We start from the raw sequence: 22,990 nt of genomic DNA, 5'->3' as shown, positions 1-22,990 counted from the left end.
GAACCAGGCGAGCATCATGGATCAGGATACGATCGACCTCGTTGCATGCGACGAAAGCCATCTCGACGGTGCGTTGCGCCTGTCGCGCGAGGCGGGCTGGCCCCATCGGCGCGAGGACTGGGCCATGCTCCTGTCGCTCAGCCACGGCTTCGTCGCGCTGCAGGGAGATGATGTGGTCGGCACCGCCATGCTGACCCCGTTCGGGGACACGTGCGCGACCATCAACATGGTGATCGTGGCGGCCAGCACGCGCGGGCGCGGCCTCGGCCGCAGGCTGATGGATGCTGCTCTCGAGGCCTGTGGCGGGCGGGAATGCCGCCTGATCGCCACCGCGGAGGGTGTGCCCCTCTATGAAAAGCTGGGCTTCCACGCGACCCATGAGATCCGCCAGCACCAGGGCATTCCCGCCCCGCTGCCGGATGACGCCGCGATCAGTGCCATGGACCTGGGCTGGGCCGACCCCGCCGAGTTCTCCGCCGTGGTCGAGCTCGACCGCCTGGCGCTGGGCATGGACCGGCGCCCTCTGCTGAAGCTCCTGGCCGAATCCGGGCGGATCGCCGTCCTGCGCGAAGCCGGCCAGGTCGTCGGCTACGCCGCGCTGCGCCAGTTCGGCCGCGGCGAAGTGATCGGTCCGGTGATCGCGGATACGCCGGAGCAAGCGCAAGCGCTCCTGACCTTCGTCATCGCGAGCCGGCCGGGCGCTTTCCTGCGCGTCGACACGCCTGAATGGGAGCGACTCTCGCCGTGGCTCGCCGCCCGCGGTCTCGCAGCAGTCGGCGGAGGCATTGCCATGCGTCGCAACCAGGCAAGCCCGAAACCGATCGGCCCCGCCAAACCTTTCGCCCTCGCCAGTCAGGCGCTCGGATAAGCTGGAGACCCGCCATGTTGAGCAATTCTCTGATCGAACTCGATCGCGAGCACTGGATTCACCCGGTTGCCTCCTACCGGGGTCATGAGAAAGCCGGGGTCCGCGTGCTGCGTTCGGCGAAGGGCGCGACCATAACGGACGCCGCCGGCAAGCAGCTCATCGACGGCTTCGCCGGGCTGTGGTGCGTCAATGCCGGCTACGGCCACGACAGCATCGTCGAGGCGGCCGCGAACCAGATGCGCGAACTGGCCTATGCGACGGGCTATTTCGGCCTCGGCTCCGAACCGGCGATCCGGTTGGCGGCCGAACTCGCCGAGCGCGCCCCCGGCGACCTCCGCCGCGTCTACTTCACGCTCGGCGGCTCCGACGCCGTCGACAGCACGGTCCGCTTCATCCGCTACTACCAGCAGGCGCGCGGCAAGCAGCAGAAGGACCAGTTCATCTCGATCGAACAGGGCTACCACGGCTCGTCGACCGTCGGGGCCGGCCTCACCGCCCTGCCTGCCTTCCATGCCGGCTTCGGCGTGCCCTATGACTGGCAGCATAAGATTCCGTCGCATTACAGCTATCGCAATCCAGTCGGCCCGAATCCCGCCGACATCATCGCGGCCTCCCTGGCGGCGCTGCGGGCCAAGGTCGAGGCCGTGGGCGGCCCCGATCGGGTCGCGGCCTTCTATTGCGAGCCGATCCAGGGCTCGGGCGGCGTGCTCGTGCCGCCGCCCGGCTGGGTCAAGGCGATGCGCGATCTGTGCACCGAGCTCGACATCCTCTTCGTCGCCGACGAGGTGATCACCGGCTTTGGACGCACCGGCCCGCTCTTCGCCTGCGAGGACGAAGGCATCGTTCCCGACCTGATGACGATCGCCAAGGGGCTGACCTCGGGCTATGTGCCGATGGGCGCCGTGCTGATGTCGCAGAAGGTCTATGATGTCATCGCCGACGGCGCGGGCGCCGCAGCGGTGGGCCACGGCTACACCTATTCCGCCCACCCGGTGAGCGCGGCCGTCGGCCTCGAGGTGCTGCGCCTTTACGAGAACGGCCTGCTCGACAACGGCCGCAAGGCGGGCGCGCGCCTGATGGCTGGGCTGGAAAGCCTCGCCGACCACCCGCTCGTTGGCGAGGTGCGCGGCCGCGGCATGCTGGCCGCCGTCGAACTCGTGACCGACAAGGTGAAGAAGACTCCGCTGCCGGCGGCCTCGGCGCCCGCCCAGCGCATCTTCGACCGTGCCTGGGATAACGGTCTCGTCATCCGCGCCTTTGGCAACGGCGTGCTAGGCTACGCGCCGCCGCTGTGCTGCACGCAGGCCGAGATCGACGCGATCGTCGAACGGACCCGTGTGACGCTCGACCAGACGCTGGCCGACCCGGATGTTCGCGCCGCGATGGCGTGAGGCGGGAGGACGTTCGCAGCAGCGGGGCCCCGGGGGACATCCTTCCCCCAGGGGAAGGATGTTTCGCCAAGGCTGCGAATTCGGAATTTTGTGCCGCCCGGTTTTCGACATTCAGCGACTCCGGCGAGCCGAGAGTGAGAAACTCCTACGAGGCCGACGAAGATGCGGCCGGGGAACAGAGCGCAACCGTCGCCACCAGCGACCGAACGACCCGACGACGATGCAACTGCGCTCGCGGACGATCACGGATGCCCGCCAGCGAGAGGCGGGAGAAGCGGAGAGACGATGACAAAGGGTTTCGGCGACTTCCGCTATCTGACGTTCGACGTCGTGGGCACGCTGATCGATTTCGAGGGCGGCCTCGTCGACTGCCTGGCGGCGATCGCCCGTGAAGCCGGCGTCGCCTTCGACGGCGAGGAGGCCCTGAACCTCTACCGCTCCGCCCGCTACATGCCGGACGTCCAGCACTTTCCCGACGATCTTGCCCGCGTCTATGGCGTGATCGCGCCGAAACTCGGCCTGCCCCCGGGCGAGAGCCACGCCCAGCGCCTGCGGGAATCCGTGAAAGACTGGCGCCCCTTCCCGGACAGCACCGATGCCCTGGCCCGGCTGGCGAAGCGCTACAAGCTCATCGCCATGACCAACGCCCAGCGCTGGGCGTTCGAGCACTTCGCCCGCGCCCTCGGCAATCCCTTCTACGCCGGCTTCACGGTCGACGACACCGGTACGGAAAAGCCCGATCCGGCCTTCTTCGAGCAGGTCTTCGCCTTCGTCGAGAAGGATGGCGGCTCGCGCGACCAGATCCTTCACGTGGCGCAGAGCCAGTATCACGACATCGGGATCTCGCGGAAGCTCGGCCTGACCAATTGCTGGATCCAGCGGCGTCACGCCCAGCCCGGCTACGGCGGCACGATCGAGCCGGAACGCTTCACCGAGCCCGACTTCCATTTCACCTCGATGGCCGGGCTTGCCGACGCCGTCGAGTCCGGCCTGGCCGCCTGAAGACGCCCGGAACCAAGAAAGCCGACGCCGGCAATAGCGGCGCAAATCAGAAGAGGGGAATGAGCATGACCGACAAGATCTCTTCCAGCTGGACAAGCGCCGACGACGCCTTCGTCGAGAACGCGATCCGCCGCGGCGCCAGCCGCCGCGATCTCCTGCAGATGCTGATGGCCGGCGGCCTTGCTGCCTCGGCCAGCAGCCTCGTGCTGGCGCGGGCGGGCTCCGCGCTCGCAGCGACACCGGTCAAGGGCGGCAACCTGAAGGCGGCCGGCTGGTCGTCCTCGACCGCCGATACGCTCGACCCGGCCAAGGCTTCGCTCTCGACGGACTATGTCCGCTGCTGCGCCTTCTACAACCGCCTCACCTTCCTGGATCAGAACGGCGTGCTGCAGATGGAGCTCGCCGACAAGATCGAGACGAAGGACGCCAAGGTCTGGACGATCACGCTCAAGAAGGGCGTCACCTTCCACGATGGCAAGCCGCTGACCTCCGCAGACGTCATCTACTCGCTGAAGCGCCATCTCGATCCGGCCGTCGGATCGAAGTCTAATTCGCTCGCCAAGCAGATGACCGAGTTCAAGGCGGTCGACCCGCTGACCGTCGAGGTCACGCTGGCAGCGCCGAACGGCGACCTGCCGACCATCCTGTCGACGCATCACTTCATGATCATCGCCGACGGCACCACCAACTTCGCCAAGGCGAACGGCACCGGCGCCTTCGTCTGCGAGTCCTTCGAGCCCGGCGTGCGCTCGGTCGCCGTCAGGAACAAGAATTACTTCAAGCCCGGCGGCGCCAACCTCGATTCCTTCGAGTTCTTCGCGATCACGGACGACACCGCCCGTGTCAACGCGCTGCTTTCCGGTGACATCCAGCTCGCAGCCGCGATCAACCCGCGCTCGATGCGGCTAGTCGAGAGCCAGCCGGGTGTGGTGCTGTCGAAGACCACCACCGGCAACTACACGGACCTGAACATGCGCCTGGACATGGCTCCGGGCAACAAGATGGATTTCGTGACGGGCATGAAATACCTGCTCAACCGCGAGCAGATCCAGAAATCGGCGCTGCGCGGCCTGGCCGAGATCGCCAACGACCAGCCCGTTCCGCCGATGAACGTCTACCACAACAAGGAGCTGAAGCCGAAGGCGTTCGACCCGGAGAAGGCGAAGTTCCACTTCCAGAAGGCAGGTTTGCTCGGCCAGTCGATCCCGATCGTCGCCTCCGATGCAGCCGGCTCCTCCGTCGACATGGCGGTGCTCGTCCAGCAGGCCGGCAACGCCATCGGCATGAAGTTCGACATCCAGCGCGTCCCCTCGGATGGCTACTGGTCGAACTACTGGCTGAAGGCCCCCGTCCACTTCGGCAACATCAACCCGCGGCCGACTCCGGATATCCTGTTCTCGCTGCTCTACGCCTCCACCGCGCCGTGGAACGAGAGCCAGTACAAGTCGGAGAAGTTCGACAGGATGCTGCTCGAGGCTCGGGGTTCGCTGGACCAAGCCAAGCGCAAGCAGATCTATGGCGAGATGCAGGTGATGATCGCCGAAGAGGCGGGAACCGCGATCCCGGTCTACATCTCCAATGTCGACGCGATCTCGAACAAGCTGAAGGGCCTCCTGCCGAACCCGCTTGGTGGCATGATGGGCTACGCCTTCGCCGAATACGTCTGGCTCGAGGCCTGAGCCCCGTTTCTCCTGCGGGCCGGATGCGTGCGTCCGGCCCTCATTCTGTGCCACACTCCAACCGGAGGTGTTAGTTGCGGGAGCGTCGATGAACCATCACCTGCTCATTCTCCTCGGGGGACGCCTGTTCGTCGCCCTCGTGACGCTCCTCATCGTTTCATTCGTCGTGTTCTGCGCCACACAGATCCTGCCCGGCGACGTCGCCGAGGTGCTCCTTGGCCAAGCCGCGACGCCTGAAGCCGTCGCGGGACTTCGCGCCGCGATGCACCTCAACGACCCCGCGATCCTGCGCTTTTTCCGCTGGCTCGGCGGGATGCTGACGGGCGATCTCGGCATCTCCTACGCCAATAACCGCCCCATCGCGCAGCTCATCGCCGGCCGCCTCGCCAATTCACTGGAACTCGCGGCCGCGACAGCACTCTTCTCCGTTCCCATCGCGCTCGCACTCGGGATCAGCTCCGCCATGCTGCGCGGCACGATCTATGATCGCACCGTCACGATGGCGACGATCACGGTGATCTCGGTTCCGGAATTCATGGTCGCGACCGCCGGCGTGCTCGTCTTCGCGGTCTGGCTGAAATGGCTGCCGGCGCTGTCGATCGCGCGTGACGTCCACTCCTTCGGCGAGATGCTGCGCATCTACGCCATGCCGGTATTCACCCTGAGCTTCGTCATCTCCGCGCAGATGATCCGGATGTCGCGCGCGGCCGTCGTCGAGACGCTCAACACGCCTTACGTCGAAATGGCGCAGTTGAAAGGCGCCTCGCGCACGCGGGTCGTGCTGCGTCACGCCCTGCCCAATGCGCTCGGCCCCATCGTCAACGCGGTGGCGCTGTCGCTTTCCTATCTGCTGGGCGGCGTCATCATCGTCGAAACGATCTTCAACTACCCGGGCATCGCCAAGCTGATGGTCGATGCCGTGTCGACGCGGGACCTGCCGCTCATCCAGAGCTGCGCCATGATCTTCTGCTTCGTCTATCTGGCGTTGATCACGACGGCGGACATCATCGCAATCCTATCGAACCCGAAGCTGCGCTGACCATGGCCATCGACGCTCTCCCCCTCAAGAAAACGCGCCGGCCGGGCTACCGCTTCAACCTCACCGGCCGGATCAGCCTGGCCATCGTGGTGTCCTGGGCCGCCATCGCCATCCTCGCGCCCTATGTGACGCCCTACGGCGTCGGCGACATCGTCGATCTCGACTATTTCGGGCCGATCAGCGCCCAGTATCCGCTCGGAACCGACTATCTCGGCCGCGACATGCTCTCGCGTATCCTGTTCGGCGCGCGCTACACCGTCGGCATCTCCCTGGCGGCAACGCTGATCGCCTGCACGACAGGTGTGACGCTGGGCATGGCTGCCGCGGTCACCGGCGGCTGGTTCGACGCGGCGCTGAGCCGTTTTCTCGACGCCCTGAACTCGATCCCCAGCAAGCTCTTCGGGCTTGTGGTGGTCGCCGGCGTCGGCTCGTCCATCCCCGTCCTGGTCCTGACGCTCGCCGTGATCTACACGCCCGGCTCCTACCGCTTCGCCCGGGCGCTGGCGGTCAACGTCAACACGACGGATTTCGTGACCGTCGCCCGCATCCGCGGCGAAAAGCTGCGCTACCTGATCGGAGCTGAAATCCTGCCCAACATCATCGGCCCCGTCTTCGCCGATGTCGGCCTGCGCTTCGTCTTCATCGTGCTGCTGCTCTCGGGCCTGTCCTTCCTGGGCCTCGGCGTGCAACCGCCCGATGCCGACTGGGGCGCGCTGGTGCGCGAGAACATCGGCGGCCTGCCCTTCGGAGCCCCGGCGGTGATGGCCCCGTCCTTCGCCATCGCCAGCCTGACGATCGCGGTGAACCTGCTGATCGACAATCTGCCGCAGAAGATTCGCGACCGGAGCGCATGATGAGCCATCTCGTCGAAATCCGGGACCTGAAGGTCGAGGCGACCACCGATTCCGGCCGGCGGGTCGAGATCATCAAGGGCGTCAGCTTCGAGATCGCCGCAGGCGAGATCGTGGCGCTGATCGGAGAGAGCGGCTCGGGCAAGACCACGATCGCACTCACGCTGCTCGGCTATACGCGCACCGGCTGCCGTATCACCGGCGGCAACGTGCGCATCGACGGCCAGGACATGGCGAACCTGCCGGAGACGGAGCGGGCCAAGATCCGCGGTCGTGCGGTCTCCTATGTGCCGCAGAGCGCGGCCGCAGCCTTCAACCCGGCCCAGCGCATCATGGATCAGGTGATCGAGATCACCCGTATCCACGAGTTGATGCCGCGCGCTCAGGCTGAAGCCAAGGCGATGGAGCTGTTCCGCGCCCTTTCCCTGCCCTCGCCCGAGACGATCGGCACGCGCTATCCGCACCAGGTTTCCGGCGGCCAGTTGCAGCGTCTCTCCGCCGCGATGGCCCTGATCGGCGATCCGAAGGTCGTGATCTTCGACGAGCCGACGACAGCGCTCGATGTCACCACCCAGATCGAAGTCCTGCGCGCCTTCAAGGCTGTCATGCGCCAGAGCCGGATGGCAGGCGTCTACGTTTCGCACGACCTCGCCGTCGTCGCCCAGATCGCCGACCGCATCGTCGTGCTCAAGGGCGGCGAGATCCAGGAGGTCGGTGCCACCGCGCAGATTCTGTCCGCGCCGAAACACCCCTACACGCGGGAATTGCTCGCCGCCTTTTCGCCGCCAGGCCGCACAGCGGCGCTAGCCGCGTCTGGCGATGACGCTGCTTCCCGCCCGGTTCTCGAGCTCGAAACCGTCAGCGCCGGCTACGGCAAGTTGCAAGCCGACGGAACGCCCTTGATGCTGGCGGTCGACAAGGTCAGCTTCAAACTCGAACGCGGACGCAATCTCGGCATCATCGGCGAATCCGGCTGCGGCAAGTCCACGCTTGCGCGAACCATCGCCGGCATCATCCCGCCTTCCTCCGGCGCGATTTACTTCAACGGCAAGCAAATGGCGCCGCAGGCGCGCGACCGCAGCCCCGACGAACTCCGCAAGCTGCAGATCGTCTTCCAGTCAGCCGATACCGCGCTCAATCCCGCCAAGTCGATCGAGGACATCCTCGGCCGCCCGCTCGCCTTCTATCACGGCCTGCGCGGCCCTGCCCGCGACGCGCGCATCGACCGGCTGCTCGATCTGGTGCATCTGCCGCGCGCCCTGAAGCATCGGCTCCCGAGCGAATTGTCGGGCGGGCAGAAGCAGCGCGTGAACCTGGCACGCGCGCTGGCCGCCGACCCCGAGCTCATCCTGTGCGACGAGATCACCTCTGCGCTCGACACCGTGGTCGCTGCCGCGATCATCGAGCTGCTGAAGGACCTGCAGCGCGAGCTCGGCCTGTCCTACGTCTTCATCAGCCACGACCTGACCACCGTGCAGGCGATCTGCGACGAGGTCGCCGTCATGTATCGCGGCAACAAGGTCGAGCAGCTCCCCGCCCTCGAAGTGGGCAGCGCGGCGGGGCATCCCTATTCGCGGCTGCTGATGTCGTCGGTGCCCAAGCTGGACCCAACCTGGCTCGACCGGCTGGACCGCGATCCGGAACTCGTCGCCACCTTCGCGAAGCGCTGACGCCTTTCGTTCAGGCAGGGCCGGGGGAACCGTCATTGCGAAGAGCAAAGCGACGAAGCAATCCAGGGGGACTGGGTGAGACGTTCAGCCCAGTCCCCCTGGATTGCTTCGCTGCGCTCGCAATGACGGCTCCCCCGGCCCTGCCTGATCAAAATCCGACGCCACGCCAAAAGACGACCGCCTCAAGCGGTGACGGGGAACAGGCTCGTCAGCGGCATATGCGGCTTCACGATCGGAGATTTCAGCACCACGAAGCTGAAGTACTTGTCGATGCCGATGTCGAGGTCGATCAGGCGCTCCATGAGCGTCTGGTATTCGATGATCCCGCTGGTCACGAACTTGACGAGATAGTCGTAGCCCCCGGAGACGAGATGACATTCGATCACCTGGTCGAGCTTCTCGATGGCGGCCAGGAAGCGGGCGAAATCGACCTGGCGGTGGTTCTTCAGCGTGACCTCGGTAAAGACCGTCAGTGTTTGGCCCAGCTTGCCGATATTGATCCGGGCGGAATAGCCGGTGATGTAGCCTTCCTGTTGCAGCTTCTTGACGCGCATCAGGCAGGGGCTCGGCGAGAGGTTCACCAGCTCCGCCAGTTCGACATTGGTGATCCGGCCGTTCTTCTGCAGCTCGTAGAGGATCTTGATGTCGATCTGGTCGAGCTTCATGCGGGCCCCGCTTTGGTCGATGTCCCTTCCGCCTCCAGCGCCGGACAGGGCTTGGCTGCGGTGCACAACCATGCCCCAAGCCGATGCCGCCGGCAATCCGGCAGCAGATACTGCCGCGAACAAAAAGCTGTAGCCAGCAGCCGTTGTGCGCAGGCTATCGCGAAATCGAGCCGCAGAATCCGAAGGAAATGCCGTAGCAATCCGATCTGCGGTGCACATGCCTGTTTGCCGGCAGCTAGTGTCGCTTCTGCAAGGAGACCGTGATGCCGGCGCCACTGTTCGAGATCGAGACCAGCCCCACTCTTCCCGAGAGCGCCGATGTCGTCGTCATCGGCGGCGGCATCGTCGGCGTCTGCACCGGCTATTACCTCGCGAGGCGCGGCCTGAAGGTCGCGCTCGTCGAGAAGGGACGGATTGGCGCCGAGCAGTCGAGCCGGAACTGGGGCTGGTGCCGGCAACAGAATCGCGACGCGCGCGAGCTGCCGATGGCCACGGAAAGCCTCGCCCTGTGGGATCGCTTCGCCGCGGAGATCGGCGAGGATCTCGGCTTCCGGCGCTGCGGCCTGCTCTATCTGAGCGACGACGACGCCCAGCTCGCCGGCTGGGCAAAATGGCGCGACTTCGCTGCTGGAGAAGGGGTCGTCACCCAGATGCTCTCGTCCGACGAAGCCTCCGCCCGAGGAAGCGCGACCGGCAAAGCCTGGAAAGGCGGCGTCTTCTCGCCGACGGACGGAACCGCCGATCCCGCCCGGGCAGCGCCTGTGATCGCACGCGGCATCATCCAGGCCGGCGGAACGGTGCATCAGTTCTGCGCCGCCCGTGGCATCGAGACCGCTGGCGGACGCGTCGCGGCCGTCGTGACCGAGAAAGGCACAATCCGCACCGCGACCGTCGTTCATGCCGGTGGAGCCTGGGCCTCCTCCTTCCTCAATCAGCTCGGCATCCGCTTCCCGCAATCCTCCGTGCGTTCTTCGATCCTTTCCGTCGCTCCCGGAGCGTCGGGCATCCCCGACGCCCTGCATACGACGGAGGTATCGGTGACGCGCCGCAGCGACGGCGGCTACACGCTGGCTATCAGCGGGGGGGCTCGCGTCGACCCGACACCGCAGCAGCTGCGCTTCGCCCGCCAGTTCATCCCGATGTTCCTGCGGCGCTGGCGCAGCCTCGCCATCGGCGGGCTCGAGGGCTGGCACGCTGGCCACGAGACGCTGGCACGCTGGCGTCTCGATGCGCCAACGCCGATGGAGGCCAACCGGATCCTGGATCCGACGCCCGATCCGCGCCAGATCGCCGAGACCCATGCGCGGGCGCAGCGTCTGCTGCCGGCTTTGAAGTCCGTGCCTGTCGCGGCGCGCTGGGCCGGCTATATCGACAGCACGCCGGACGGCGTGCCGGCGATCGGCGAACTTGGCGGCCTCCCGGGCTTCATCCTCGCAGCCGGCTTCAGCGGCCATGGCTTCGGCATCGGCCCCGGCGCCGGCCACATGATCGCGGATATCGTGACTGGCGCGAAGCCGATCGTCGATCCCGCGCCCTACCGGCCGGAGCGGCTGGAGGGCTCGGCCTTCGGCAAGGTCGCGGAATTCTAGATGAAGCAGGAATGGATGTGCCGGAAAGCACTCCACGCCGGACCGCATAAGCCTGCCTTATGGACCTAGAATGAATCCGTCTTGTCGTTCACTCCGGCGGGTACCGATGCTGCATGGACCGGTACGGAAAACCGGATGCCTTCGAAGCAAAGGGGAATGGGAATGATGGGGTTCAAAACGGTTCTGGCAGCCCTCGCCATGATGGCCACTGCCGGAGCAGCGGAGGCGCAGACCGTCTACAAGGTCGGGTCGACGCCAACAGGCACGCCCTTCACCTTCCTCGACGCCAAGACGAACACCATCCAGGGCATGATGGTCGATGTGATCGAGGAGATCGGCAAGGACGCCGGCTTCAAGGTCGAAATCCAGCCGATGCAGTTCTCGACGCTGATCGCGGCGCTGACGTCAGGCAAGATCGACATCATCTCCGCCGCCATGTACGGCTCGCCCGAGCGCGCCAAGGTGGTCGACTTCAGCCAGGACGTCTATGCCTATGGCGAGGGGCTGGTGGTGCAGTCCGGCGACGCCAAGGAATATGTCGGCTTCGACGACCTCAAGGGCAAGAAGGTCGGCGGGCAGATCGGCACCCGCTATATCGACGCCCTCAAGGCATCGGGATCCCCGGCCGAGGTCAATGCCTATGACAGCCTGCCCGACATCCTGCGCGACGTTTCGAACGGCCGCCTCGATGCCGGCATCGGCGACTATCCGATCCTGGCCTACAACCTCGCCCAGGGACGGTTTCCGCAGCTGCGGCTGGTCAAGTCGTACAAGCCCTCGGTGCCGGGGCCGATCAACATCGCCGTCAAGCAGGGCAATGCCGAGCTGCTGGCGAAGATCAACGCCAGCCTCGCGAACATGAAAAAGGACGGGCGTTTCGACGCCATCCTGAAGAAGTGGAGCCTCTGAGCGCCCGGCCTACCTAGAGGCTGTTATGGGCCATGGGAACGATTTGATGAGGTCAAAACGGCGGAGATGGGAGGAGCATTGCGCCGCCGATACGTCGGTATCGGCAAGCGATGCGACGCTGCAGCTCCACCGTTTTCACCTCACCCGCAGGGCGCGGCGCTTTTGCGCGACTGCCGTGTCGTTCTTCGTAGCAAACCGGAAGGTTTGCGTCCTCGAACTCCTTGCATTCGCGCAAAAGCGCCTGCGTCAAATCACTCCCATGGCCCATAACAGCCTCTAACCATGATGCACTTCTTCAGCCAGGCTCCGACGTTCCTGCCGATTCTGATGCAGGGCGTCCGTCTCACTGTGCTGGTCACGGTCGGCGCCTTCGTACTCGCGACGGCGCTGGGCCTGATCTGGGCGTTCATGCGGGTGAGCGGCATCGCGCCGCTCGCCTGGACGGCGCGCACGGTCATCGTCATCGTACGCGGCATCCCCGGCATCGTGACGCTGTTCTACATCTACTTCGTGCTGCCGGATCTGGGCCTTGCGCTGACGGCCGTTCAGGCCGCCATCATCGGCCTCGGCATCGCCTATTCGCCCTATATGGCCGAAGTCTTCCGCGCCGGGATCGAGGCGATCGACCGTGGGCAAACGGAGGCCGCGCTCTCGATCGGCATGGGCTGGGGCCTGCTGATGCGGCGGGTCATCCTCCCCCAGGCGATCCGCGTGGCGCTGCCGCCATATGGCAGCACAATGGTCATGCTGCTCAAGGATTCGTCGCTGGCCTCGACGATCACCGTCGCCGAGCTCTCATTGCAGGGCAAGCTGCTGGCATCCTCGACCTTCGAGAACACCACGATCTTCACGCTGGTGGCGCTGATCTATCTCGCCATGAGCCTGCCGCTCACGGCCTTCAACAGCTGGCTCGAACGACGCATGGGGCAGGCCCGATGAGCATCATCGAACTGCGCAATGTCCGCAAATCCTTCGGGCCACTCGAAGTCATCCACGACATCTCGTTTTCGGTCGAGAAGGGCGAGGTCGTCTGCATCATCGGGCCGTCCGGCTCCGGCAAATCGACGCTCCTGCGCTGCATCAACGGCCTCGAGACCTATCAGGGTGGTGAGATCGTCGTGCATGGCGAGCGTGTCGACACCGCCTCGCCCGGTATCAAACAGGTGCGGACCCGCGTCGCGATGGTGTTCCAGCGCTTCAACCTGTTTCCGCATCGAACCGCGCTCGAAAACGTCGCGGAAGGCCCGATCTACGTGAAGAAAGAGCCGCGCAAGGAGGTTCTGGCCCGGTCGCGAGACCTGCTCGCACGCGTCGGGCTTGGCGCCAAGATCGACGCCTATCCCGGCCAGCTCTCCGGCGGCCAGCAGCAGCGCGTCGCGATCGCGCGTGCGCTCGGCATGAAGCCGGATGCCATCCTCTTCGACGAGCCGACATCGGCGCTCGATCCTGAGCTCGTCGGCGAGGTGCTCGCGGTCATGCGCGCGCTCGCCGAAGAGGGCATGACCATGGTCGTCGTTACCCACGAGATGGGCTTCGCGCGGGAGGTCGCCGACCGCGTGCTCTTCCTGGATGGCGGTGTTCTTGTCGAAGAAGGTCCGCCGAGCGAATTGCTGAGCCGGCCGAAAAACCCGCGCACGCAGGATTTCCTGCGGCGCATCCTGGCTTCCTGAGGACACGCGCATGGCACGCCTGACCGGCCCGTTCTTCAGCCACGACGCGGTAGACACACCCTACTGGTGGGAGGCCGCGAAACCGGCAGCCCCGGCAGCGGCCGAACTGCCGGCGCAAAGCGAGGTCGTCGTCGTGGGGGCCGGCTTCACCGGGCTCAACGCCGCTCTGACCCTGGCACGCGCCGGCAAGCAGGTCACCGTGCTGGATGCGGAAGCCCCCGGCTGGGGTGCCTCCTCCCGCAACGGCGGCATGCTCGGCCCCGGCTGGGCCACCTTCGACACCGCGATGGCCTATGGGCCGGAAAAGGCGCGTGCCATCGTCGCGGAGAGCTTCCTAGCGCTGCAGCACGTCAAGGACGTGGTGGCCCGCGAAGCCATCGCCTGCGACCTTGCGGTGGTCGGTTATTTCCGTGGCGCGATGACGCCGCGGATCTACGAAGCCATGGGGCGCAATCTCGACCGCATCGGTAAGGTGATGCCCTGCGACGCCTATCTGGTGCCGCGTGCCGAGCAGCAAAGCGAGATCGGAACGGAGCTCTACCACGGCGGCCTCGCCATGCCGGGCTATGCCGGCCTCCACCCGGCCCGCTATGTCGCCGGTCTCGCCGAGGCGGCGCGCCGTTTGGGCGTTCAGATCGTCAGCGGCGCACGCGCATCGGACATCGAGCGGCAAGCCGGGGGCTTCGGCCTGTCCGTCGGGCCGCGACGGATCGCGGCAAAACAGCTCCTCATCGCGACCAACGGCTATACAGGAGGGCTCCTGCCCTTCCTGCAACGGCGGATCATCCCCATCCGCAGCGCGATCATCGCCACGGGCCGGCTCCCTGCCGAGGTCATGGACCGCCTCATGCCGAAGCGGCGCATGCTGGCCGGCAGCCAGCGTGTCGTGACCTATTATCGCCCCTCCCCCGACGGAACGTGTATCCTCTTCGGGGGGCGCGTGCTCAAGGTGACCGGCGAGAACGTCGCCCATGCGAATGCCGCCCATCTGCGCAAGCAGATGCTGCAGGTCTTTCCGGAACTGGAACGGACGCCGATCACGCATTACTGGCACGGGCAGACCGGCTTCACCTTCGACAAGCTGCCCCATCTCGGCGAGCACGAAGGCATCTTCTACGCCTGCGGCTACAACGGCACCGGCATCGCCCGCGCCAGCTGGTTCGGCCACAAGATCGCGCAGCGCATGCTCGGCAGCGCGGACGAGCCGAGCGCCTATGCCGACCTGCCTTTCCGCAGCCGCCCCCTCTACTACGGCAAGCCCTGGTTCCTGCCTTTGGCCGTGCTCTTCTACGAAATGCTGGATCGCTGGGACCAGCGCTGACGGCCGGAAGCCGGCTTCAGCTGCGAGCGGAGGCTGGACATCCTCGCCGGCGGCGGCGATGTCTGCGCTAGATCGCCGGGCGTCCTATCGGACGCGAAGTGGCGATCCAGCTGTTTGTCTTAGCATCGGATTTCTCCGAGAAGTGGATTCCACTTTTCGGTCCGATGCTCCAGCGCAGGCGATGGAACAACCGATGCGGGCGCGCCAACTCGAAGTCTTCTGCACGCTGATGCGTTGTGGCACGGTCACCGGCGCCGCAGCGATGCTAAATATCTCGCAGCCGGCCCTGAGCCAGATCCTGCTCCATGCCGAGGATCAGCTCGGCTTCAAATTGTTCAATCGCGTGCGCGGCCGGCTGGTGCCGACGCAGGAAGCCGAGGAACTCTACTCCCAGGCCGAGCACATCTTCGGCGAGCTCGACGCACTCAGGCGCCGTACAGTCGACATGCGGCACGGACGCACCGGTCTCGTCCGGCTTGCTGCTTCCGCCCCGCCCTCCATGTCGATCGTGCCGCGGGCATTGACCACGTTCCGGGAGGCGCATCCGGAAATCGTCGTACGCTCGCTGATCGCGCCGCAGATGGCCATCGTCGAGATGCTGCGGAACGGCGAGGTCTCCCTGGGGATCACGATGAACAACCTGCCGCATCCCGGCATCCACGCCGAGACGGTCGGGCGCGCCGGCCTGGTCTGCGTCGTTTCGAGCCATCACCGGCTGGCGGCGCTCGACCGCGTCGGCTTCGCCGACATCCGCGACGAGACCCTGATCTCCTACCGGGCGGATACATTGCCTGGACGATTGCTGGCTGCATCGGCCGAAGCCGAGGATTTCGCCTATGCACCGGCGATCGAGATCGACCTGTCGATCACGGCTCTGCCCTATGTGCGCGACGGGCTGGGCATCGCCATCGTCGACGGGCTCCTGCCCTGGGAGCAGTTCAACGGCGTCGTGACCCGGCCATTCGAGCCCCGGATCGAAGTTCCCATTGCCATCCTGACCAGCAACGACCGCCCGCTCTCCGCCAGCCATGAGCTGATGCGCGATTGCCTGCGCGCCGCCTGCCGGGATCTCAGCCGCCCTCCCGCGGCGTAAACACGCATAGCTTCATCCGTCCGCCGTTGCGTCCTGCAGCAGGGAGGCGATCGGCGCCGGTCTCACCGGCGCCTGGCCGCGCAGCCTGCCCGCTGCTCGGGCGCAGTCATGGCCCGCGCTGCCGGCGACGATCTCTGCTGCCGCGAGCTCGCAATAGCGGCCCTGGCAGCGGCCCATGCCGACGCGCCCGAGCGACTTGGCGCGATTGACCTCCCCACCGCCGAAGTTGACGGTGTCGCGCAATGCGGCAGCCGTCACCCCTTCGCAACGGCAGATCACGGTCTCGCCCGGCAATCCGGCCGCCGCCTCGGCGGGCCAGGGAAAAGCCTCCGCAACTCCTCGCGCGAAACGGCTGAACCGGCCAAGGCGGCGCCTGTCCACTGCAATATCAGGTGCTGGCAGGCCGAGGTCCTGCAGGCAGGCCGCCGCAGCGAGGCGACCTGCGACCTCGGCGCCATCAGCCCCGAGAATCCTGAGCCCATCGCCGGCGAGATAGACGCCCGGGCGCGCCCGCCCCATTGCATCGGCTTTCGGCAGCCATTGCCGCCATGTCTCATCATAGGAGAAGTCGCAGCCTGCCAGATCCGCGAGACGGGTCTCTGCCCGCAGATGCCAGCCCAGCCCAACCGCATCGCAAGCCGTGCGCTGTTCGCGGCCGGAAGCGTCGCGCCAGAGAACGGCAACGGGGCCGCGCTCATCCGCCTCGATCCGTTCCAGCCGGACGCCGGCATGGTAGAGCCCGGCAAGGCGCCAGCGCATCGCCAGCCCGCGCAGCGCAAACAGCGGCCTTGCCGAGAGGCCGGCGAAGCCGTGCAGTTGCCGGCGCATCGGGGTCGTGTCCAGCACGGCCCCGACCTGCCCGCCCGCCTTGAGCAATTGCACAGCGAGCAAGGTGAGCAGCGGCCCCGATCCTGCCAGAACGAGGCGCCGACCCAGCGCCGCACCTTGCGCCTTCAGCGCAATCTGCATCGCGCCGAGCCCGTAGACGCCGGGGTTCTCCCAGCCCGGCACCGGCATGATGCGATCCATCGCCCCCGTCGCCAGGATCAGCCGGTCATAGGCGATCCAGCGCGAGCCGGCCCCGCCCAGAACCTGCAATCGGCCATCCGCGATGGCGATGACCGAGCTGCGCGGATGATGAATCAGGCGGCCTGCCGCCACCATGGCGTCGAAGGTCTTGTGCAGGGCGACTGCCTTCGCGGCTTCGGAGCCGTAGAGCACCTCCGGCGGGCGCGTGAAGCCTTCCGGCGGCCTGCGATAGATTTGCCCGCCGCCCCGCTCGCCCTCGTCCAGGACGATCGGAGATAGTCCGCCGGCGACCAGTGTCTCGGCCGCGCGGATGCCGGCGGGTCCTGCCCCGACGATGACGATGCGCGGCTTGTTCACCTCGCTCACGGCCAGTCCCCCGGAGCGTCCGTGAGAAGCCGCATGCCTTCGGCCAGGGGCGTCGAGCAGGCCCGCAGCCGCGGCCCTTCCTCCTGCCAGATCCAGCAATCCTGGCAGGCGCCCATCAGGCAGAAGCCGGCACGGGACTCCGGACCGAACTCGGACCGGCGCAGCGCCGGCGCGACCGAGAGGACGGCGCTGAGGATCGTATCGCCCGCCAGCGCCCAGCGCTCAGTGCCGTCGAGGAAAAAGCGCAGAGGCCTACGATCCGTCTCCGCCAGACGAACCAGCCTTGCCACCGCTTCGCCCGCTGCCATGCTCATTCGGCAGCCTCGGCAAAAGCGGCCCGAGTGTCGGGCATTTCGGGGAACCGCGCACGGGCTTCGGCAAAGGCTTCGGCGACGCCCTGCGCGCCGGCCCTGCCCTTCATACGGCGGAAGATCTCGGTCTTGGCGAAGAAGCGCCAGTGGATCGGCAGGCCGGACAGGATCGCCGTCAGCCGGTCATAGGCATCACCTGTCCATTGCGCCTCGTAGCCTTCGCGCTCCGGGCCGAAATGGAAATGGCCTGCGACGGGTGCGCGCACCGCCCGCAGTGCCCGCGTTGCTTCCTCGTCCACGACATCGCCGCGGATGACCACGCCGTAATCCCGTTCCGCCGCCTCCTGCGAGACGTAGCCGCGCGTGACATCGGTCGCGACCCGCCAGGCCTCGCGCTCGAAGGGGTGTCCGCGGCCACCGCCGCCGGCGGAGCGGATCTCCAGCATGTCGCCGGGCTGGAGGACGGCGGTGTCGATATTGCCGAGCCGCCGCTCCTCCGGCCGACCCGGATTGACCACCATATCCGACAGCCCCGCCGCCCGGCCGCCCAGCACACCCCAGGGCCGGAAGAAGCTGCGGTCGCGATTGCGGGCGGTGATGCGGCTGTCCGGCGCGAAGACGCGGAAGGCCATTTCGGTGGCGAGCCCGCCGCGCCAGCGCCCGGCGCCGCCGCTGTCCTGCGCCAGCCCGTATTTCACGAACTCGACTGGCGTCTCGGTCTCGGTGATCTCGATCGGCGTGTTCTTGAGATAGGCCGCATCGGCGCCCGAGCCGTTGGTGCCGTCGCGATGCGGCATGCCGCCGCCGCCGCCCACCACCGGGTTGACCGCGGCGATGACCGTGCGGTGCGTGCGCTCGTCGGTCGTCATCACGTTGACGATGCAGTTGTTGCCGGCCGGCGCGGCGGGCAGGCGCTCCGGCACGGCCTGCGAGAACGCCCCGAAGATCACCGAGCGCAGCCGCGCGCAGGTGAGCGAGCGCATGCCGACCGCAGCCGGGAAGACCGGGTTGAGCACGGTTCCTTCCGGCGTGATGCAGGTGAAGGGACGTGTCAGCCCGGTGTTGAGCAGGATCTTGGGGTTCAGCGTGTAGAGGACATAATAGACGCCGACCAGCAGGATCGTATGCCGCGGGTTGCCGCCGCTCGGCACGTTGAGCGAGGAGGCGAGCTGCGGATCGGAGCCGGTGAAGTCCAGCACCGCCTCGTCGCCGCGGATGGTAAGCTTCAGCTTGAGGCGGCAGGGATTGGCCTCGACGGAATCCTCATCCGCGTAATCGGCGAATTCCCAGGTCCCATCCGGCATTCCGCGCAGCACCTCGCGCGCCTGCGCCTCGGCATGGTCGAGCAGCGCGTCAACGCCTTCGAGAAAGGCCTCGCGGCCGAATTTCTCGATCATGGCCAGCACCTTGCGCTCGCCTGTGTTCAGCGCGCCGACCAGCGCCTTGATGTCGCCGATGTTGAGATCCGGCTTGCGCACATTGGTCGTCATGATCTTGAGGATCTTCTCATCGAAGACCCCTTCGTTCACGAGCTTCATTGGCGGAAAGCGGATGCCCTCCTGATGGATCTCGGTCAGGGCACGGGAGAGCGAGGCGGGGACGGCGCCGCCCATATCGGTGTTGTGGATGTGGCCGCCGGTCCAGGCCACGATCTCGCCCTCATGGAAGACCGGCTTCCAGAGATGGGTGTCGGGTGCATGGGTCGCGACGAAGCAGGAATAAGGGTCGTTGGTGAAGGCGACGTCGCCCGGCCTGTAATCCTCGATCATGCCGAGCGCCGGCGCCCAGGAAAGCCCCGGATACCAGGTCGCGCCCAGCTCCATCGGCACGGCGAAGGTATCGCCGCTGCGGCTGATCAGCATGACGGTGAAGTCTTCCGTCTCCTTGACGAAGGCGGAATGGGCCGTGCGGTGCAGCGTATGGGCCATGTTCTCGGCCGCAGCGCGGGCGTGGTTGGCGAGCACCTGAAGCTTCATCCGGTCGAACATCGGCGTCACTCCGCGAAGGTCAGGTGCAGGTTGAGGTGGCTGTCGACCCGGGCCGTAGCTCCGGCGGGAATCGCGACGGTCGTGTCCTCCTGCGCGACGACGGCCGGCCCGGCGAAGCGGCTGCCGGGTTGCAGGTCGGCGCGGCGGTAAAGGCCGACAGCTTTCCGCGTGCCGCCGGTATGGATCGCGATCTCGCGCTCCGGCATCGCGGCCACGTCGATCTCCTCGGCCTCCGGGAAGGTCAGGACCGGGCCGGCACCGATGGCCGAGAGGCGCAGGTTCACGATCTCGATGCGTCCGTCCGGGTCATCGAAATCGTAGATCCGCGCATGCGTCCGGTGGAATTCGCGCGTGATCGCCTCCGGGTTCCCCGCTTCCAGCCATGCCGGCTGCAAGGGCACCTCGATCTCGTAGCTCTGGCCGACATAGCGCATATCCGCCGAGAACCTGAGGTCGGCCGGGCCCGCGTGCCCCTGGGCGGCGAGCCAGCTGCGCCCGTCCTGCACCATGGCAGCGGCTGCCGCCTTCAGTTGCGGCAGCACCGCAGCGGACAGCTCGGCGAAGAGCGTGCGGACGAAGTCGCCGCGCAGATCCGCGACGAGGCCTCCCAGCGCGGAGACGACGCCCGGCCGACGCGGCGCGAGCAGCCGCGACATGCCGAGCTCGCGGGCGAGGAAGGCGGCGAGCATCGGGCCGCCACCGCCGAAGGGCATCAGGGTGAAGTCCTTGAGGTCGACGCCGGCCCGCGAGGACAGCTTCTCGACCTCGACGAACATCTCGGAAACGACGATGTCGAGGATGGCCTGTGCGGTGTCCTCGACCGATCGGCCGAGCTTTTCGGCCAGCGGCACGACCGCGGCGCGGGCGAGACCCGCATCCATCTTCAGCTGGCCGTAAGCCATCTCGCTGTGGCCGAGCCAGCCGCAGACCACCATGGCATCCGTAACTGTCGCCTGCTCGCCACCACGTCCATAGCAGGCGGGTCCCGGCGTAGACCCGGCCGATTCCGGACCGACGTGCAGCACGCCCTGCCCGTCGACCGAGGCGATCGAGCCGCCGCCGATGCCGATCGAGCTCACCGAGACCGAGGGGATGTAGAGCGGGAATTCGCCGATCATCTCGCCGGTGCCGAACTGGGGCTCGCCGTCGATGATCAACGCGAAGTCGGCGGAAGTGCCGCCGATGTCGAGCGTGAGCACCCGCTTCTCACCTGCCTGGCGAGCGAACCAGGTCGCGCCGATGACGCCAGAGGCCGTGCCAGAGAGCAGCATGGAGACGCAGGCGCGCTTGCCCTCGGCGGCATTCATCACGCCACCATTCGACTTGGTCAGCAATGCACGCGCCGGTACGCCACGATCCGCGAGCCGCTGTTCCAGCGCCGTCAGATAGCCGGCAATGCGCGGATGGACATAGGCGTTCAGGATCGCCGTCGTCGTCCGCTCGTATTCACGGATGACCGGCCAGACCTCGGCGGAGGTGAAGACGAACAGATCAGGCGCGAGCCGGGCGATCTCGGCCTTGACCGCCTCTTCCTGCGCGCCGTCGCGCCAGGCGTGCAGGAAGGCGACGACGATGCCGACCGCGCCCCGCGCCTTCGCGGAGGCGACCGCCGCAGCGACCGCTTCAAGGTCGGGCTTGACCGTCTCGCGGCCGTCCGAACGCATGCGGGCGGGGATACCGAAGACCCTGTCGCGGGTGATGAGCTGTTCGGGGCGGCAGCAGAACAGCGAATAGGTCTCGGGCATGCGCAGCCGGGCGAGCTCGATGACATCCTCAAACCCGGCATTGGTGAAGAGCGCGAGCGGCGCGCCCTTGCGCTGGATGATGGTGTTGACGCCGACCGTCGTGCCGTGGACGAAACGGGTGACCGCTGCGGGATCGAGCCCCTCGCGCTCCGCCAGAAGCGAGAGACCGGTCATCAGCTCGGCGCCCGGGTCGTCGGGCGTGGTCAGCACCTTCAGCGATGCGACCTGGCCGGAGCGCGTCTCGAGCGCGCAAAAATCGATGAAGGTGCCGCCGATATCGACGCCGATCTTCCAATCCGCTGCACTCGGCACTGTTTCACCACCCATATTCGCTCCTCTCGCTGGCGGCCGGAAGCTGGCACGGGGCGCGAACAGGGTCCAAGAGACATGAGGAGCTCGACCATAAGCCGGGCTTATATCGGCGGGGGGATCGGGCTCATGCAGACCCCATAGGCGAGGCTTATGGCCTGCACGCCATCGCGTCTTTGACGAGGCAACCGGCCTTCAGCAGGTTGAAGGCCGACGAATGATCTGCCGCCGAGGCGCGGCAAAAGGCTGGAAATGGACGTACTCGTGCTCGGCGGCGGCCTGATGGGGTCCGCCGCCACCTATTTCCTGGCACGGCGCGGTCTGCGCGTGACGCTGATCGAGCGCTATCGCGTGGGAACAGGCGCCACCGTCGCCTCGTTCGGCAATATTCGCCGGACCGGGCGCCACCTCACGCAATTGCCGCTGGCTCATCGGTCCCGCGCCCTCTGGAGCCAGGCTGAGCGCCTGCTCGGCCGGGATGTGGAATTCCGCGTCACCGGCCATCTCCGGCTCATCTTCGAAGAAGACGCGCTCGCCGACATGAGATCCTATGCCGAGGCAGCACGACCCTGGGGACTGGAGCTTGAAGAGCTCGGCGCCAACGAGATGGGAGCGCGCTTTCCCGGCCTCGGCCCCGGCGCGATCGCGGCCTCGTATTCCCCTCAGGACGGTTCCGGCAATCCGCGCCTGATCGCTCCGGCCTTCGCCGACGCAGCCCGCCGGCTTGGCGCCGAGATCGTCGAGGATTGCGAGGTGAGCAGCATCGACACGACCGCTGCTGGTTTCCGCGTGACCACCTCAAAACGCATTTTTGAAGCCGGCAAGCTCTTGAACACCGCCGGAGCCTGGGGCGCCCGGATCGCCGCCCGCTTCGGCGAACCGGTACCGCTCACCCCGCGCGGGCCGCAGATGGGAGTGACCGAGCCCCTGCCCCATCGGATTTTGCCCGTGGTCGGGATCTGGACCCGGCAGCACGGTGCGGATGCCTATTTCCGGCAGGTCGAGCGCGGCAACATCGTCTTCGGCGGAGCGGCGGAACGCGTCGACGTTGCTCTCGATCCCGGTCACGCCAAGGCGGATCCGGCACGGCTGCCGATGCAACTGCGCGCATTGCGGCGGCTGCTGCCGGCTTTGGACAAGGTATCGGTGATCCGTACCTGGTCGGGCTGCGAAGGCTATCTCGCCGACATGCTGCCGGTCATGGGCACATCGGCGACGACTCCGGGTCTCTACCACGCCTTCGGCTTCAGCGGACATGGCTTCCAGCTCGGCCCCGGCGTCGGCGAGACCATGGCCGATCTGATCGCAACGGGCACCACCGCGATCCCTCTCCACGACTTCCGCATCGAACGCTTCGCCCGCACCGAACACGCGATCGCCTGAGGCGCATCATTAGGGACCAAGCGGCATCGGCTTGTCGGCTGAAAAGCCGGCCCCGCACCCTCCTGGACATCGCAGCAAAGTTCCTGTCGTCACCTCGACCGCATGCGCGGAA

General features: G+C 66.7%; 19 protein-coding genes. 14 read left to right on the top strand and 5 right to left on the bottom strand.

The window, feature by feature from the left end; translation table 11 throughout:
* Positions 1-16: 16 nt before the first annotated feature.
* The 7 genes from FQV39_RS23295 to FQV39_RS23265 all read left to right on the top strand — a co-directional run bounded on the left by FQV39_RS23295 (position 17) and on the right by FQV39_RS23265 (position 8,500).
* Positions 17-868: a GNAT family N-acetyltransferase gene (locus FQV39_RS23295; RefSeq protein ID WP_149133993.1), complete on the top strand. Its 852-nt coding sequence runs from the start codon at positions 17-19 to the stop codon at positions 866-868.
* A gap of 14 nt (positions 869-882) precedes the next feature.
* Positions 883-2,259, top strand: a complete 1,377-nt coding sequence (locus tag FQV39_RS23290) for an aspartate aminotransferase family protein (protein WP_149132463.1) — start codon at positions 883-885, stop codon at positions 2,257-2,259.
* Between the two features lie 285 nt (positions 2,260-2,544).
* Positions 2,545-3,261, top strand: coding sequence for an HAD-IA family hydrolase (locus FQV39_RS23285; RefSeq protein WP_149132462.1), 717 nt, complete (start codon positions 2,545-2,547; stop codon positions 3,259-3,261).
* A gap of 65 nt (positions 3,262-3,326) precedes the next feature.
* Positions 3,327-4,940, top strand: a complete 1,614-nt coding sequence (locus FQV39_RS23280; protein ID WP_149132461.1) for an ABC transporter substrate-binding protein — start codon at positions 3,327-3,329, stop codon at positions 4,938-4,940.
* Between the two features lie 88 nt (positions 4,941-5,028).
* Entirely contained in the window at positions 5,029-5,979 is a 951-nt protein-coding gene (locus FQV39_RS23275; RefSeq protein ID WP_149132460.1) for an ABC transporter permease, read from the top strand.
* Positions 5,980-5,981: 2 nt separating this feature from the next.
* Complete coding sequence (locus tag FQV39_RS23270) at positions 5,982-6,833, top strand: ABC transporter permease (protein ID WP_149132459.1); 852 nt, start codon at positions 5,982-5,984, stop codon at positions 6,831-6,833.
* On the top strand, positions 6,833-8,500 hold the full coding sequence (locus FQV39_RS23265; RefSeq protein ID WP_149133992.1) for an ABC transporter ATP-binding protein: 1,668 nt from the start codon (positions 6,833-6,835) through the stop codon (positions 8,498-8,500). Before FQV39_RS23270 ends, FQV39_RS23265 begins: the two co-directional genes overlap by 1 nt.
* Positions 8,501-8,682: 182 nt before the next feature.
* Here the strand turns inward: FQV39_RS23265 and FQV39_RS23260 are convergent, their stop codons facing one another.
* A complete protein-coding gene (locus FQV39_RS23260) occupies positions 8,683-9,165 on the bottom strand; it encodes an Lrp/AsnC family transcriptional regulator (protein WP_149132458.1) in 483 nt (160 codons plus the stop codon).
* Between the two features lie 263 nt (positions 9,166-9,428).
* On the opposite strand from FQV39_RS23260, the gene FQV39_RS23255 reads away from it, so the two are divergent.
* The 6 genes from FQV39_RS23255 to FQV39_RS23230 all read left to right on the top strand — a co-directional run bounded on the left by FQV39_RS23255 (position 9,429) and on the right by FQV39_RS23230 (position 15,747).
* Complete coding sequence (locus FQV39_RS23255; RefSeq protein ID WP_149132457.1) at positions 9,429-10,754, top strand: NAD(P)/FAD-dependent oxidoreductase; 1,326 nt, start codon at positions 9,429-9,431, stop codon at positions 10,752-10,754.
* Between the two features lie 156 nt (positions 10,755-10,910).
* Positions 10,911-11,663, top strand: a complete 753-nt coding sequence (locus FQV39_RS23250) for an ABC transporter substrate-binding protein (protein WP_472840659.1) — start codon at positions 10,911-10,913, stop codon at positions 11,661-11,663.
* A 282-nt stretch (positions 11,664-11,945) separates the two neighbouring features.
* On the top strand, positions 11,946-12,602 hold the full coding sequence (locus FQV39_RS23245; RefSeq protein ID WP_149132455.1) for an amino acid ABC transporter permease: 657 nt from the start codon (positions 11,946-11,948) through the stop codon (positions 12,600-12,602).
* 2 nt (positions 12,603-12,604) lie between these two features.
* On the top strand, positions 12,605-13,333 hold the full coding sequence (locus FQV39_RS23240; protein ID WP_149133991.1) for an amino acid ABC transporter ATP-binding protein: 729 nt from the start codon (positions 12,605-12,607) through the stop codon (positions 13,331-13,333).
* Between the two features lie 10 nt (positions 13,334-13,343).
* Positions 13,344-14,654: an NAD(P)/FAD-dependent oxidoreductase gene (locus tag FQV39_RS23235; RefSeq protein ID WP_149132454.1), complete on the top strand. Its 1,311-nt coding sequence runs from the start codon at positions 13,344-13,346 to the stop codon at positions 14,652-14,654.
* A gap of 193 nt (positions 14,655-14,847) precedes the next feature.
* Positions 14,848-15,747: a LysR family transcriptional regulator gene (locus FQV39_RS23230; RefSeq protein WP_149132453.1), complete on the top strand. Its 900-nt coding sequence runs from the start codon at positions 14,848-14,850 to the stop codon at positions 15,745-15,747.
* 12 nt (positions 15,748-15,759) lie between these two features.
* Here FQV39_RS23230 and FQV39_RS23225 read toward each other — a convergent pair whose 3' ends face one another.
* The 4 genes from FQV39_RS23225 to FQV39_RS23210 are packed head-to-tail and all read right to left on the bottom strand — an operon-like array spanning position 15,760 to position 21,513.
* A complete protein-coding gene (locus FQV39_RS23225; RefSeq protein ID WP_149132452.1) occupies positions 15,760-17,142 on the bottom strand; it encodes an FAD/NAD(P)-dependent oxidoreductase in 1,383 nt (460 codons plus the stop codon).
* Positions 17,139-17,456 carry a (2Fe-2S)-binding protein gene (locus FQV39_RS23220; RefSeq protein WP_472840605.1) on the bottom strand — a complete coding sequence of 106 codons (318 nt, stop codon included), beginning with the start codon at positions 17,454-17,456 and terminating at the stop codon, positions 17,139-17,141. Before FQV39_RS23220 ends, FQV39_RS23225 begins: the two co-directional genes overlap by 4 nt.
* On the bottom strand, positions 17,453-19,441 hold the full coding sequence (locus FQV39_RS23215) for a hydantoinase B/oxoprolinase family protein (protein WP_149132451.1): 1,989 nt from the start codon (positions 19,439-19,441) through the stop codon (positions 17,453-17,455). The genes FQV39_RS23220 and FQV39_RS23215 overlap by 4 nt, the downstream gene beginning before the upstream one ends.
* Positions 19,442-19,446: 5 nt before the next feature.
* Positions 19,447-21,513, bottom strand: coding sequence for a hydantoinase/oxoprolinase family protein (locus FQV39_RS23210; RefSeq protein ID WP_149132450.1), 2,067 nt, complete (start codon positions 21,511-21,513; stop codon positions 19,447-19,449).
* Positions 21,514-21,747: 234 nt separating this feature from the next.
* On the opposite strand from FQV39_RS23210, the gene FQV39_RS23205 reads away from it, so the two are divergent.
* Positions 21,748-22,878 carry an NAD(P)/FAD-dependent oxidoreductase gene (locus tag FQV39_RS23205; RefSeq protein ID WP_149132449.1) on the top strand — a complete coding sequence of 377 codons (1,131 nt, stop codon included), beginning with the start codon at positions 21,748-21,750 and terminating at the stop codon, positions 22,876-22,878.
* Positions 22,879-22,990 lie beyond the last annotated feature (112 nt).

Source organism: Bosea sp. F3-2 (genome assembly GCF_008253865.1).
GTDB lineage: Bacteria > Pseudomonadota > Alphaproteobacteria > Rhizobiales > Beijerinckiaceae > Allobosea.
This window is presented reverse-complemented; position numbering and strand designations above follow the sequence as displayed.